Annotated in this window: 14 protein-coding genes; all 14 read right to left on the bottom strand. The window is 55.8% G+C overall.

From position 1 onward, the window contains the following. Positions 1-3: 3 nt before the first annotated feature. The 14 genes from atpD to nirK all read right to left on the bottom strand — a co-directional run bounded on the left by atpD (position 4) and on the right by nirK (position 12,545). Complete coding sequence (gene atpD, locus QEN43_RS12540; RefSeq protein ID WP_317963278.1) at positions 4-1,386, bottom strand: F0F1 ATP synthase subunit beta; 1,383 nt, start codon at positions 1,384-1,386, stop codon at positions 4-6. Positions 1,387-1,431: 45 nt separating this feature from the next. Continuing rightward, positions 1,432-2,295 (bottom strand): F0F1 ATP synthase subunit gamma, encoded by an 864-nt coding sequence (atpG, locus tag QEN43_RS12545; protein WP_026611183.1) that lies wholly within the window; start codon positions 2,293-2,295, stop codon positions 1,432-1,434. A 10-nt stretch (positions 2,296-2,305) separates the two neighbouring features. Further along, positions 2,306-3,847 carry a F0F1 ATP synthase subunit alpha gene (atpA, locus tag QEN43_RS12550; protein ID WP_026611182.1) on the bottom strand — a complete coding sequence of 514 codons (1,542 nt, stop codon included), beginning with the start codon at positions 3,845-3,847 and terminating at the stop codon, positions 2,306-2,308. 13 nt (positions 3,848-3,860) lie between these two features. Beyond that, a complete protein-coding gene (locus tag QEN43_RS12555; protein ID WP_026611181.1) occupies positions 3,861-4,397 on the bottom strand; it encodes a F0F1 ATP synthase subunit delta in 537 nt (178 codons plus the stop codon). Next, positions 4,397-4,876, bottom strand: coding sequence for a F0F1 ATP synthase subunit B (locus QEN43_RS12560; RefSeq protein ID WP_026611180.1), 480 nt, complete (start codon positions 4,874-4,876; stop codon positions 4,397-4,399). The genes QEN43_RS12555 and QEN43_RS12560 overlap by 1 nt, the downstream gene beginning before the upstream one ends. Positions 4,877-4,928: 52 nt before the next feature. Then, a complete protein-coding gene (gene atpE, locus QEN43_RS12565; RefSeq protein WP_026611179.1) occupies positions 4,929-5,192 on the bottom strand; it encodes a F0F1 ATP synthase subunit C in 264 nt (87 codons plus the stop codon). Positions 5,193-5,240: 48 nt separating this feature from the next. Then, positions 5,241-6,020, bottom strand: coding sequence for a F0F1 ATP synthase subunit A (gene atpB, locus QEN43_RS12570; protein WP_026611178.1), 780 nt, complete (start codon positions 6,018-6,020; stop codon positions 5,241-5,243). A gap of 11 nt (positions 6,021-6,031) precedes the next feature. Then, the gene (locus QEN43_RS12575; protein ID WP_036269123.1) at positions 6,032-6,409 is read right to left on the bottom strand and encodes an ATP synthase subunit I; all 378 of its coding nucleotides are present in this window, start codon (positions 6,407-6,409) and stop codon (positions 6,032-6,034) included. An 80-nt stretch (positions 6,410-6,489) separates the two neighbouring features. Next, positions 6,490-7,335: a ParB/RepB/Spo0J family partition protein gene (locus QEN43_RS12580; protein ID WP_026611176.1), complete on the bottom strand. Its 846-nt coding sequence runs from the start codon at positions 7,333-7,335 to the stop codon at positions 6,490-6,492. Positions 7,336-7,344: 9 nt separating this feature from the next. Further along, positions 7,345-8,139 (bottom strand): ParA family protein, encoded by a 795-nt coding sequence (locus tag QEN43_RS12585; protein ID WP_026611175.1) that lies wholly within the window; start codon positions 8,137-8,139, stop codon positions 7,345-7,347. 7 nt (positions 8,140-8,146) lie between these two features. After that, positions 8,147-8,767, bottom strand: coding sequence for a 16S rRNA (guanine(527)-N(7))-methyltransferase RsmG (gene rsmG / locus QEN43_RS12590; protein ID WP_026611174.1), 621 nt, complete (start codon positions 8,765-8,767; stop codon positions 8,147-8,149). A gap of 5 nt (positions 8,768-8,772) precedes the next feature. After that, the gene (gene mnmG / locus QEN43_RS12595) at positions 8,773-10,647 is read right to left on the bottom strand and encodes a tRNA uridine-5-carboxymethylaminomethyl(34) synthesis enzyme MnmG (RefSeq protein WP_026611173.1); all 1,875 of its coding nucleotides are present in this window, start codon (positions 10,645-10,647) and stop codon (positions 8,773-8,775) included. Positions 10,648-11,008: 361 nt separating this feature from the next. Next, entirely contained in the window at positions 11,009-11,230 is a 222-nt protein-coding gene (locus tag QEN43_RS21795) for an Rrf2 family transcriptional regulator (protein WP_051331876.1), read from the bottom strand. A gap of 13 nt (positions 11,231-11,243) precedes the next feature. Then, positions 11,244-12,545, bottom strand: a complete 1,302-nt coding sequence (gene nirK, locus QEN43_RS12600; RefSeq protein WP_235726657.1) for a copper-containing nitrite reductase — start codon at positions 12,543-12,545, stop codon at positions 11,244-11,246. Positions 12,546-12,571: the final 26 nt, after the last annotated feature.

A 12,571-nucleotide genomic window follows, 5' to 3' on the forward strand; every position in this document is an offset into this window, starting at 1 on the left:
GAATTAGGCGGCGATCCGCTTGGCCTTTTCCAAAGCTTCCTCGATGGTGCCAACCATGTAGAACGCCTGTTCTGGAACTTCGTCGTATTCCCCTTCGACGATGCCTTTGAATCCCGCGATCGTGTCTTTCAGGGGTACGTACTTGCCCGGAGAGCCGGTGAAAACTTCCGCGACGAAGAACGGCTGCGACAAGAATCGCTGTACTTTGCGAGCACGGGAAACGATCAGCTTGTCTTCTTCCGAAAGCTCATCCATGCCGAGAATTGCGATGATGTCGCGGAGTTCTTTATACCGCTGCAACGTGCTCTGAACTTTGCGGGCTACCTGATAGTGCTCATGGCCAACGATCAAGGGATCCAACTGGCGGCTGGTCGAATCCAGCGGATCGACAGCTGGATAGATGCCAAGCTCGGCGATCTGACGCGAGAGAACCACGGTCGCGTCCAAGTGTGCGAAGGTCGTCGCGGGAGACGGGTCGGTCAAGTCGTCGGCAGGCACGTACACGGCTTGAATCGACGTAATGGATCCGATCTTCGTCGATGTGATCCGCTCCTGCAGCACACCCATTTCCTCCGCCAGGTTGGGCTGATAGCCCACCGCCGACGGCATACGGCCGAGCAGCGCCGATACCTCAGTGCCGGCGAGCGTGTAACGGTAGATATTGTCGATGAAAAGCAGCACGTCACGGCCTTCGTCGCGGAAATACTCCGCCATAGTTAGGCCGGTAAGCGCCACGCGTAGACGGTTACCCGGCGGTTCGTTCATCTGGCCGTAAACAAGCGACACCTTGTCGAGAACGTTGCTTTCCCGCATTTCATGATAAAAGTCGTTCCCTTCGCGGGTCCGCTCACCGACTCCGGCGAACACGGAATAGCCGCTATGCTCCACCGCTATGTTGCGGATCAGCTCCATCATGTTCACCGTCTTACCCACACCGGCGCCACCGAACAGGCCCACCTTACCGCCCTTGGCGAAGGGGCAGATCAGGTCGATTACCTTGATACCGGTTTCCAAAAGCTCGTTGGCGGCCGCCTGGTCTTGGAAGCTTGGAGCTTTACGATGGATCGGCCAGCGCTCTTTTTCACCGATGGCGCCTTTCTCGTCGATCGGTTCGCCCAGGACGTTCATGATCCGGCCCAAGGTTTCCTTCCCGACAGGAACCGAGATCGGGGCTCCGGTGTTCGTCACCGCCAAACCCCGCTTCAAGCCATCGGTACTGCCCATGGCGATGGTCCTGACAACACCGTCGCCGAGTTGCTGCTGAACCTCAAGCACCAAGTTTTTCTCGTCGACTGTCAGTGCATCGTATACTTTGGGAAGGGCTTCCCGCGGGAACTCCACGTCAACCACGGCGCCGATGATCTGTACGATTTTGCCCGAACTCATGACTGTCCTCGTAAAACTTCTTGCGTTTATCTGTTAGGGATTCGCTTACACAGCAGCCGCGCCGCCGACGATTTCCGCGATTTCCTGGGTGATGGCCGCCTGCCTCGCCTTGTTGTAGATCAGCTGCAACTCTTTGATGAGTTTTCCGGCATTGTCGGACGCGCTTTTCATCGCGACCATTCGCGCCGCCTGCTCGCACGCATTGTTCTCGACTAAGCCTTGGAAGACGATCGATTCCACATAGCGAATCAACAACTGATCAAGCACTTCTTTGGCATCGGGCTCGTAGATGTAATCCCAGTGTTTTCTTTCCGCTTCGCTGATTTCCTCCGGCCGAATGGGAAGCAGCTGGATGAACCGCGGCTTTTGCGTCATCGTGTTGACGAATTCGTTATAAAACACGTACAGCTCATCGATCGTCCCATTCGAATATTCGTCGATCATCGTCTTGATGACGCCGATGATGTCATGCAAGTGGGGGCGGTCGCCGAGTCTCGTGACCTGAGCGATCACATTGGCACCGATCGAGCTGAAAAATACGCTACCCTTTTGCCCGATGGTGCTGAGTACGACCGGCTTTCCTTCCGCATCCCACCCGCGCATCTGCCGCAAGGCCAATCGGAACAAATTGGCATTCAGGCCGCCACAGAGCCCTCTATCCGACGAAATCAGTATCGCTCCAATTCGATTTACCGGGCGTTGGACCGTGAACGGGTGCTTGTATTCCGGGTTCGCCTCCGCCAAATGCTTGATGATTTGGGCGATTTTCCGGGAATAAGGACGTGTTGCCTGCATCCTATCCTGCGTCTTCCTCATCTTGCTCGCTGCCACCATTTCCATGGCCCGCGTGATCTTCTGAGTATTCTTGATACTCGTGATCTTCAGACGGATTTCTTTTCCGACGGCCATCAATCGTTCCCTACCACGTGTGGGTTTCTTTGTACTTCGTCACCGCAGCATGCAGCGCCGCCTGAATTTCGTCGTTGTAATCCCCGGTTGCGTTGATCTTTTCCATAAGATCCGCGTGTTCCGACTTCATGTAATTTTGCAGACCGTCTTCGAAGTCCTTTACTTTGTTGACCGGAACGTCGTCCAAGAAGCCTTCGTTGGCTGCGAACAGGGATACCGCGGTCTGCGCGACGCTAAACGGCGAATATTGGCTTTGTTTCATGATTTCGGTCACGCGCTGACCACGCTCGATCTGTTTACGCGTAGCCTCATCCAAATCCGAAGCAAACTGCGCGAAAGCGGCCAACTCACGGAACTGGGCCAAATCGAGACGGACACCGCCGCCCAACTTCTTGATGATTTTCGTCTGCGCTGCACCACCGACACGCGATACCGAAAGACCCGCATTTACAGCCGGACGAACACCCGCGTTGAACAAATTAGTCTCGAGATAAATCTGACCGTCCGTGATCGAGATCACATTGGTGGGAACGAACGCCGATACGTCGCCCGCCTGGGTTTCGATGATAGGCAAGGCGGTCAGCGAACCTGTCTTTCCTTTCACCTTCCCACCGGTCAGCTTCTCGACTTCGGCCGCGTTGATTCGGGCGGCGCGTTCCAACAAGCGCGAGTGCAGATAAAAAATGTCACCTGGATAGGCTTCGCGGCCCGGCGGGCGGCGCAGCAACAACGAAATTTGCCGGTATGCCCAAGCCTGCTTGGTCAAATCGTCGTAGATGATCAGCGCGTCTTCGCCCCGATCCCGGAAATACTCGCCCATGGCACATCCGGCGTACGGCGCGATGAATTGCAGCGCCGCGGACTCCGAGGCCGAAGCGGCAACCACGATGGTGTGGGCCATCGCACCGTGCTCTTCGAGTTTGCGCACTACGTTGGCGATCGAAGACTGCTTTTGGCCGATGGCGACATAGATACATTTAACGCCGGTGCCTTTTTGATTGATGATGGTGTCGATCGCGATGGCGGTTTTCCCGGTCTGACGGTCGCCGATGATCAATTCGCGCTGGCCGCGGCCGATCGGAATCATGGAATCGATGGCCTTGAGTCCGGTTTGGAGCGGTTGGCTGACCGACTGTCTGGCGATCACGCCCGGTGCGATCTTTTCGATAGGGGAACGTTCTTGAGCCTCGATGGGACCTTTGCCATCGATCGGCCGACCCAAAGCGTCGACGACGCGCCCTAGCAATGCCTCGCCCACCGGAACATCCAGAATCCGCCCCGTACATTTCGCAGTATCGCCTTCGGCCAAATGCTCGTAGGAACCCAGTACTACCGCACCGACCGAATCGCGCTCCAGGTTCAGGGCCACCCCGAAGGTATTGTCTTTGAATTCGATCATTTCGCCCTGCATCACTTCGGTCAGACCGTGGATGCGGACGATACCGTCGGTCACGCTGACGATCGTACCCTCGGTCCGGGCTTCGGCACCGATATCGAACTGCTCGATTCGCTTCTTGATAAGCTCACTGATTTCGGATGGATTCAGCTGCATGATTCTTCTCGCTTTAAGTCCAGAGTCTCTTTGCTAATCGTTCAACCTGGCCGCGGATGGATGCGTCGATCACGCGGTCACCCGCCTTGATGTAGACACCGCCGATCAAAGATGGATCGACCGCGACGCGCAAACGGGCCTTCCTCTGTAGGACTCGTTCCAGTACCGAGGATAACCGGGCCTGCTCGGCTTCTTTCAAGGGAAAGGCCGTACTGACGTCGACGTCGATGTAGCCCTCGTCGTCAGCCTTGTACTGATTGAAAAGTTCGGCGATGTACTTGATCAGGCCAAGCCGGCGATTGTGAATCAGCAGCCGAACGAAATTTTGCGCTTCGGTATCCAGGTGATCTTTGCAGAGATCGAGAAAAGCTTCCGTAAACTGCTCGCGGTTCGCTTTAGGATTGGCCGCGGCTTTGGCTAGCTGCTCGTTTTCCATGAGCATAGTGACGAAAGCGAGCGCGTCGCTCCATTTTTCAGCCGTTCCCGTTTCTTTGGCCCTCTTGTAAACCGCAACGGCATAAGGCCTCGCCAACGTCGCTAACTCGCCCATTATGCCTGACCCAACTGCTTATCGAGGTTGTCGATGATTTCCCGATGCTTTTTCTGATCCACTTCCTTCTGCAAAATTTGCTCGGCTGCGGCTACGGCCAGGGTTGCGACTTGTTGGCGCAATCCTTCTTTCGCCTGTTGCAACTCGCGCTCAATCTCGGCTTTAGCGGCGGCGATGATTCGCTCGCCTTCTTCCTTGGCCGTTTGCTTGGATTCCTCGACGACTTCGTTGGCGCGCTTTTGCGCGAGGTTCACGATCTCCGCCGCCTGATCCTTAGCTTCCCGCAACAAAGCGGTTGCGCGTTTTTCGGCCAACTCCATTTCATGCTTGCCTTTCTCAGCCGAAGCGAGACCGTCGGCAATCTTTTTCTTGCGCTCTTCCAGGGCTTGCATCAAAGGCGGCCACACGTACTTCATGGTGAACCACACCAGAAGCGCAAATGTGATCATCTGGCCGATCAGAGTGGCGTTAATACTCACAGCGCTTTCCCCTTTGGTTATTTGCCGTTAAAGCGTCGCAACCGCGGCTTGCTCAGCCTTTGAGCGCGGATAGGAACGGATTGGCGAAAGTGAAGAATAGGGCGAGACCCACACCGATCATGGTTACGGCGTCGAGCAGACCGGCCACGATGAACATCTTGACCTGCAGCATCGGGACCATTTCCGGCTGACGCGCTGCGCCTTCCAGGAATTTACCGCCCAACAAACCGAAACCGATAGCGGTTCCCATGGCGCCCAGGCCCAGGATGATGCCCACGGCGATTGCGGTCATGCCAGATACAGATGCGATTTCCATTGTTCCTCCGAATTTTCGAACGTTAGAGTTGAGGGTTGATTGATAGCCTTAATGCTCTTCGTGGGCCAGACTCAGGTATACGATGGTCAAAACCATGAAGATGAAAGCTTGCAGAGTAATGATCAGAATATGAAAAACCGCCCACGGGAAACTCAACACGGGCTGTACGTACCAAGGCAGCAACGCGATCAGAATGAAAATCAGCTCGCCGGCATACATGTTTCCGAAAAGTCGGAGGCCGAGCGATACTGGCTTTGCGAACTCCTCGACGAGTTTCAGGACCACGTTGAACGGAATCATCCAAACGCTATGAAAAGGTGTCAGTATGATTTCCTTTCCGAAGCCGATCGGCCCCTTCACCTTGACGCTATAAAACAGAATCAGGAAGAAGACCGAAATCGACATTGCGAAGGTAGCGTTGAGATCCGTGCTGGGAACGACTCGGAGATAATCGAGACCGATAGCTTGGGCGATGTACGGCAGTAAGTCGACCGGAATGAGATCCATCGCATTCATCAGAAATACCCAGACGAAAATGCTCAAGGCAAGGGGCGCGATCAAGGCGCTGCGCCCATGAAAACTGTCCTTGACCTGGCTATCCACGAACTCGACGACCATCTCGACGAAATTCTGTAACGGGCCCGGCACGTCGGATGTCGCTTTTTCAGCCGCCTTGCGGAACAGGAGGGCGAATACACCGCCGAGAAAAACGGAAAAGAACAGGGTATCCAAATGCAGCGTCCAGAATCCTTCGCCGGTCGATAAGGGGGTCAGGTGGTGGATAATGTATCCCGTTGCCCCGCCGGAGCCGTGTTCTTCTGTAGCCATAATTCCTCTCGTTACCGTTCGCTTTCGCGCATCAAAAGCGCACACCAAAACACCATCAATACCGATATAAAACCGGCAAACAATGGCAGGAACAAAATGTTAGGCAGTTGGAAAATTAAAATAAATAAACCGGCGGTTATAATTATTTTTATGACTTCGCCGATATAAAAAGATCGTACGATTTCTTTTGCCGTTCTCGTTCTATCGGAAAACCCGAATTTTGTCGCAAAATAAAGGTTCGGCAAAAAAGCCGTCAATCCGCCGAGCAACGCCGATCGGGCAGCGAGCAAACCGAAGAAAGCCCATGTAAAGGCGCCGACCACCGCAATCGCAAGAAGCTGCATCAACAGAACCCGCTTGACGGCGAAAAACAACTTTTTCGCACCCACCGAGGGCCCTCAAATAAAAACCCTCACAGAAAAGCTGTCGAATGATAACAATCGAAACGTTGAAGATCAACGCTGCATGTTTATTTCAAACGGTCGAGCACGCCCTCGAGTTGATCCAAGCTATCGTAGTGGATGACCAGTTGGCCTGAGCCTTTCTTGCCGTGCTTGATCGACACGGGAGCTCCGATTCGTGTGGCTATACGCTCTTCGAGCCGGCGAATGTCGGGATCCTTGACCTCCGGTTTCTTGGCCTTTTGTCCATCCCGCAATCTTTGGATAAGCAATTCGGTCGCGCGAACGCTCAACTTCGCTCCGGCGACTTTACGTGCGACTTCGGCTTGAAGCTGAAATTCCAATCCGAGTATCGCGCGGGCATGCCCCATTTCAATGGCGCCGGTGAGCAGCAAATGCTTGGCCTCGGGATGAAGGTCGTTCAAGCGGAGTAAGTTGGTGACGGTTGCCCTGGATTTGCCGACTGCGTCCGCGACTTGCTGGTGGGTCATTTCGAATTCTTCGAGCAGTCGTTTGAGGGCTTCCGCCTCTTCTAGGGGATTCAGGTCCTCCCGCTGAATATTTTCAATGAGGGCGATGGCCAGGGCAGCCTGATCGGTAACCTCGCGCACGACAACCGGTAAATCGTGCAACCCCGCCAATTGAGCGGCACGCCAGCGTCGCTCGCCAGCGATGATTTCATACTGGCTGTCGCCCAGGGATCTGACCACCACCGGTTGAACCACGCCCTGGGCACTGATCGAGTCCGCCAACTCTTGAAGCCGCGCCGGATCGATGTCTTTGCGCGGCTGAAAGCGATTCGGCCTGAGTTGATCGATGGGGAGCATTCTGAGCCTTTCCGTCTCCTTTTCCAGCTTGGCCCCGCTCAACAGGACATCGAGGCCGCGGCCGAGTCCTCGTCTTTTTGCCGTCATGATTCGAATTTATTGGAGGATTGAAGGGATTTTCGGCGATTTTTGATTGCGCCGGACGATTTCTCCGGCCAAGGCTAGATAGGCTATCGCTCCCCGTGAGGACTTGTCGTACTTCATAACGGGCAAACCGTGGCTCGGAGCTTCGGCTAGCCGGATATTGCGGGGGATGATAGTACGGAAGACGTTATCGCTGAAATGCGCGATCAATTGCGCGGACACATCGTTGGCCAATCGGCTGCGGGGATCGTACATGGTTCGAAGCAGCCCCTCGATGCGGAGGTCGGGATTGACCGAGTCGCGGATATTTCCAAGTGTGTCCATGAGATCCGAAAGTCCTTCCAAGGCGTAATACTCGCACTGCATCGGGATCAACACGCTGTCGGCGGCGACCAGGGCGTTGAGCGTCAGTACGTTAAGCGACGGGGGGCAGTCGATGAGGATGAACTGGTATTCCCCGCGACAGCTCTTGAGCGCCTCGGCAAGCGCGCGTTCTTTGTTCGGCTGCTTCATCAGCTCCACCTGCGCGGCGGTAAGATCGGCATTCCCCGGGAGCAAATCGATTCCAAGCTCGGTCAGCGACGTGATCGCTTCACGCACTGTTGCCTGTCGGATGAGGACGTCGTACGACGAGACCTTGAGACCTTTCTTGTCCACGCCCAATCCCATCGTCGTATTGCCTTGCGGATCCAGATCTACTAGTAAAACGCGATGCTTGATCGCCGCCAAAGATGCAGCCAGGTTGATGCTGGTGGTCGTTTTTCCCACCCCCCCTTTTTGGTTGGCTACCGCGATAATCTTGCCCATGGTTTCCTCAACCGATAGCTATTTCGACCAAATGACGTTCAACGTCCAGGCCCGGAATCGTCAACTTGTGCGTCCTAACCGTGCAGTGCTTTACAGACTGGACTTCCTTTTCCGGCAACTGGCCTTTCTGCGCCAATATCACACCCCGAGGAATCAACAATCTTCTCGTTTTGGCCAATATGTCGGCAAGGCTCGCATAAGCCCTAGTGACTACCGTATCGAAGGCGCGTTCCGGACGGTAATCTTCCACCCGCGTGGTGATCACCTCCACGTTGGGCAAGCCCAATTCGATCACCGCCTGCTGTACGAACCGGGTTTTCTTCGCATTGCTGTCCAAAAGAACGAAATGTCGACTTCCGCTCATGATGGCCAAGGGAATCCCCGGCAGACCGGCACCGGTTCCGACGTCGATAATCCGCTCACCCCGGAGATACGGCCAAACCGTAAGGGAGTCAAGTAGATGCAAGTCCACTCCGGTCCGAAGGTCGCGGATAGCCGTCAAGTTGTACACCCGATTCCATTTGTCAATTAGGCGCAAAAAGGCCAAAAGTTTTCGTTGCTGCTCCTGCGTGGACGGTATGTCTAACGCGCTGATTCCTTCGGAAAGCCGTATGCCAAGGTCATCCACTTCGTTCAGGCGCTTTTCTTCTTGAGGTGGACCAACAACAACGAAATCGCGGCCGGCGTAACGCCCGGAATTCGGGCCGCCTGTCCGATAGTCTCCGGACGTTGCAGCTTAAGCTTTTCCCGGACCTCGTTGGACAGCCCAACCACGTTCTGATAATCGAGATCCTCCGGCAAACGCCAATGATCGTAACGGCGCGAGCGTTCGATCTCCGCCTGCTGGCGATCGATGTAGCCTTGGTACTTCGCTTGAATTTCGACTTGGTCGAGCACTTGCTCGTTTTCTTCCTCGGCCAAGCGGGCGAATAGCGCCTTGAGATGCTCGATGCGAATCTCCGGGCGCCGCAGCAGCTCGAGTAAGGTGGAGTCGTGCGCCAATGGCGCGCTCAGGAATGGGCTTATGGCTTCCGCTTCCGCCGTATTCGGTCTGACATAATGCTTCGCCAGACCCGTCTGAATCTCGGCAATCGCCTGCTGCTTCGTTTCGAATGCACGCCAGCGCTCATCGTCTACCAATCCCAGTTCACGGCCTTTGGCGGTCAGACGCAGATCGGCGTTGTCCTCTCGGAGCAGCAAACGGTACTCCGCTCGGCTGGTGAACATGCGATAGGGTTCGCTGGTGCCGCGGGTGATGAGATCGTCGATTAACACCCCGATATAAGCCTCGTCGCGGGTGGGCGACCAAGGTTCCAATTCCTTCGCCTTGCGCGCGGCGTTGAGCCCGGCGATCAAGCCTTGCGCGGCGGCTTCCTCGTACCCCGTCGTGCCGTTGATCTGTCCGGCGAAGAACAAATTCTCGATGTACTTGGTTTCGAGCGAGGACTTCAAATCGCGCGGATCGAAGAAATCGTATTCGATGGCATAGCCCGGACGCGTGATATGGGCGTTTTCGAAACCGCGAATAGACCTCACCAGCTCGTACTGCACGTCAAACGGCAAACTGGTCGATATACCGTTCGGATAAATTTCGTGGGTGTCGAGTCCTTCCGGTTCGACGAAAATCTGGTGCGAATCCCTTTCCGCAAACCGCACAATCTTGTCCTCGATGGACGGACAATAGCGCGGTCCGACACCTTCAATGACGCCGGCGTACATCGGCGAGCGGTCGAGGCTGGAACGGATGATATCGTGCGTCCTTTCGTTGGTACGAGTAATGAAGCAGGACACTTGGCGGGGGTGCTCCTCGCGCCTGCCGAGAAACGAAAACACCGGCACGGGCTCGTCGCCGCGCTGCTCCTGCATAACTGTGTAATCAATGCTTCGCCCGTCGATGCGCGGCGGCGTACCGGTCTTCAGCCGACCGACCCGAAATGGCAGGTCCCGCAAACGCGCCGCCAAAGCGTTCGAGGGCGGATCGCCCGCCCGGCCGCCTTCATAGTTTTCAAGACCGATGTGAATCCGGCCGCCAAGAAAGGTGCCAACCGTGAGAACCACGGCGCGCGCCTTGAACTTAAGCCCGATCTGCGTGACGACGCCAGCTGCGCGGTGGTTTTCCACGATCAAGTCAGAGACCGTTTGCTGAAACAAGGTCAGGTTGGGCTGGGTTTCCAGCGCTCGCCGCACGGCCTGTTTGTAAAGCACGCGGTCCGCTTGGGCGCGAGTTGCCCGCACCGCCGGACCTTTGCTGGCATTCAGCACACGGAACTGGATCCCGGCGCGATCCGCCGCACGGGCCATCAGGCCGCCGAGAGCATCGATCTCCTTCACCAAATGTCCTTTGCCGATTCCCCCGATAGCGGGATTGCAGCTCATCTGGCCGAGGGTCTCGATGTTCTGGGTGAGCAGCAGCGTCTTGGAGCCGGTTCGGGCGGCCGCCAACGCCGCCTCCGTACCGGCGTGTCCGCCACCGACCACGATGACGTCGAATTCGGTGGAAAAATGCATGAGCGTCGAAAATTCAAGCAGATAGACTGGTCCTGCACTTCCCTAAAGTGCGCGCATAGCTTACTACATCGGATGCCAAAATTGGCATTCCGTTTAAGCCGAAACACTTCCTATCTTGTCTTGTCTCGACGCAAGACTAAGCAACCCTTACAAAGCGCCAGCAATGAACGCATTCAGGATGAGACGTTATCGATTTGAATCAAGCGACGCTCCACCGTCTCTGAACAAACCCGTATCCGGGCGGCAGGACACATTGCCGTTCGTTACCCAGAAAAACATGTTCAGCACCGTTGGAAGAGATACCAACGCCCGGCTCCCTCCAAGCATAGATCCCGGAAACGCTTGGCAGAACAGCCGGACCTTATGGCCCGGCGCCGCTGACGGACGAACCGCCTCTATTGCTGAGCAATTCACTCAGTGAGACGTGGCTCTTGAGTAGATCGGCCAAGGTATACCGATCGAGAACATCCTGAAACGCCGAAGCCGCTTCGAAGAGCGCTTTTTTCAGTTGGCATGCGGGCATGATTCGGCATGGGCTTTTCCGAAATTCAAAACATTCCGCGATGAAGAAGCACGGCTCCATGCGGCGCAAGACTTTACCGAGATTGATCCTTTCCGGAGTTTGCCCCAGCGTTATTCGCCGCGCTTGCCACGGAAACTTTCGATATAGCCCGCAGTAGCGAGTTGCTGAACCACCTTTGCCAGATGGTGGTAGGATCAGTACCCGTAGTGCATAATCGGCATACAGCGTCAATTACATGGTATTCGTCGTTCTCTCCCGAAAACCGTCCACTCCTTAATCCTGGCATCCCGACGCAATGGCTGTATGATGAATGTCCGCCGCTGATGCTCGGACTGGTGTTGACCACTGATTGGAACACTGCCGGGTTCTCTGGTCCTTCCACTGTCAGGAACGCCGCCGCTCCTTTATGCAGCCGCGCGAGGCTGTGGTCGACCAGAATGTAAGTGCCGGGTACGTCCAGCTTGACCTCGAAGATAGCGGCAGCGCCCGCCGGAACCAGATGGGATTGCACGTTGCTAAGCGGTTCCGATGCTCCTTCCGGATACACCCGGTCGAAAATCTCGCCGATGAGATGGACGCTGGAAGTCGTATTCGGTCCCCCGACACCGAAAAAGACGCGCACCGTTTCGCCTACGTTGGCCCTCAGTGCATTCTCTTCGCTCAAAGCGCCGACACTGCCGTTGAAAACCACATAATCGGGTTCTTCCTTCAACATCTTGTCAACGACGGCTTCGTGCATTCCGGGCTGGGTCGGATCGCCGCTAAGGTAGAAATCGCCTTGCATGATGTAAAACTCACGGTCCACCTTGGGCCAGCCTTTTGGCGGCTCGACCACCATAAGGCCATACAGGCCGTGACTGATGTGATGGGGGATCATTGGCGTCGCGCAATGGTAAATGTAGACGCCCGGATTCAGGGCCTTGAACCGGAATACGCTGGTGCCGCCCGGCAGGGTTTGAGTGAGCTTGCCACCTCCACCAGGTCCCGTCACGCCGTGCGAGTCGATACTGTGGCTTACAGGGCTATCCAGAGAATTCTTCAGCGTCAGCTCTACGGTATCGCCCTGCCGTACCCGAATCATCGGTCCTGGTACGGTGCCATTGTAGGTCCAGTAGGTGTAGCCAACACCGTCAGCCATCAAGGCGGTGACCACCTTCGTTTCCAATTCGACGGACACTATCGCGGGGTTGTCGCGATTCACAGGCGGAGCGACTTGCGGCTGCGGCAGGCGCATAAGGCCGACGGGCAGTGCCACAGCCTTAGCCCCGCCCGATTGTTGCCCTGACGAGCCGGAAGGAAGCTTTGCGCACGAGGACAAGCCCAGAAGTAACAGACCCGCCAAACAGTAATGCGAGAAAGCCATGTTTCTCTTCATCGAGGTCTCCATCATCGAACATCGTT

The sequence above is a fragment of the Methylocaldum szegediense genome (genome assembly GCF_949769195.1).
Taxonomy (GTDB): domain Bacteria; phylum Pseudomonadota; class Gammaproteobacteria; order Methylococcales; family Methylococcaceae; genus Methylocaldum; species Methylocaldum szegediense.

Excerpts from the sequence above, each read along its gene's own strand:
- atpD (WP_317963278.1), bottom strand. The coding sequence starts at position 1,386 with ATGAGTTCGGGCAAAATCGTACAGATCATCGGCGCCGTGGTTGACGTG.
- atpG (WP_026611183.1), bottom strand. The coding sequence starts at position 2,295 with ATGGCCGTCGGAAAAGAAATCCGTCTGAAGATCACGAGTATCAAGAAT.
- atpA (WP_026611182.1), bottom strand. The coding sequence starts at position 3,847 with ATGCAGCTGAATCCATCCGAAATCAGTGAGCTTATCAAGAAGCGAATC.
- QEN43_RS12555 (WP_026611181.1), bottom strand. The coding sequence starts at position 4,397 with ATGGGCGAGTTAGCGACGTTGGCGAGGCCTTATGCCGTTGCGGTTTAC.
- atpE (WP_026611179.1), bottom strand. The coding sequence starts at position 5,192 with ATGGAAATCGCATCTGTATCTGGCATGACCGCAATCGCCGTGGGCATC.
- atpB (WP_026611178.1), bottom strand. The coding sequence starts at position 6,020 with ATGGCTACAGAAGAACACGGCTCCGGCGGGGCAACGGGATACATTATC.
- QEN43_RS12580 (WP_026611176.1), bottom strand. The coding sequence starts at position 7,335 with ATGACGGCAAAAAGACGAGGACTCGGCCGCGGCCTCGATGTCCTGTTG.
- QEN43_RS12585 (WP_026611175.1), bottom strand. The coding sequence starts at position 8,139 with ATGGGCAAGATTATCGCGGTAGCCAACCAAAAAGGGGGGGTGGGAAAA.
- mnmG (WP_026611173.1), bottom strand. The coding sequence starts at position 10,647 with ATGCATTTTTCCACCGAATTCGACGTCATCGTGGTCGGTGGCGGACAC.
- QEN43_RS21795 (WP_051331876.1), bottom strand. The coding sequence starts at position 11,230 with ATGGAGCCGTGCTTCTTCATCGCGGAATGTTTTGAATTTCGGAAAAGC.
- nirK (WP_235726657.1), bottom strand. The coding sequence starts at position 12,545 with ATGAAGAGAAACATGGCTTTCTCGCATTACTGTTTGGCGGGTCTGTTA.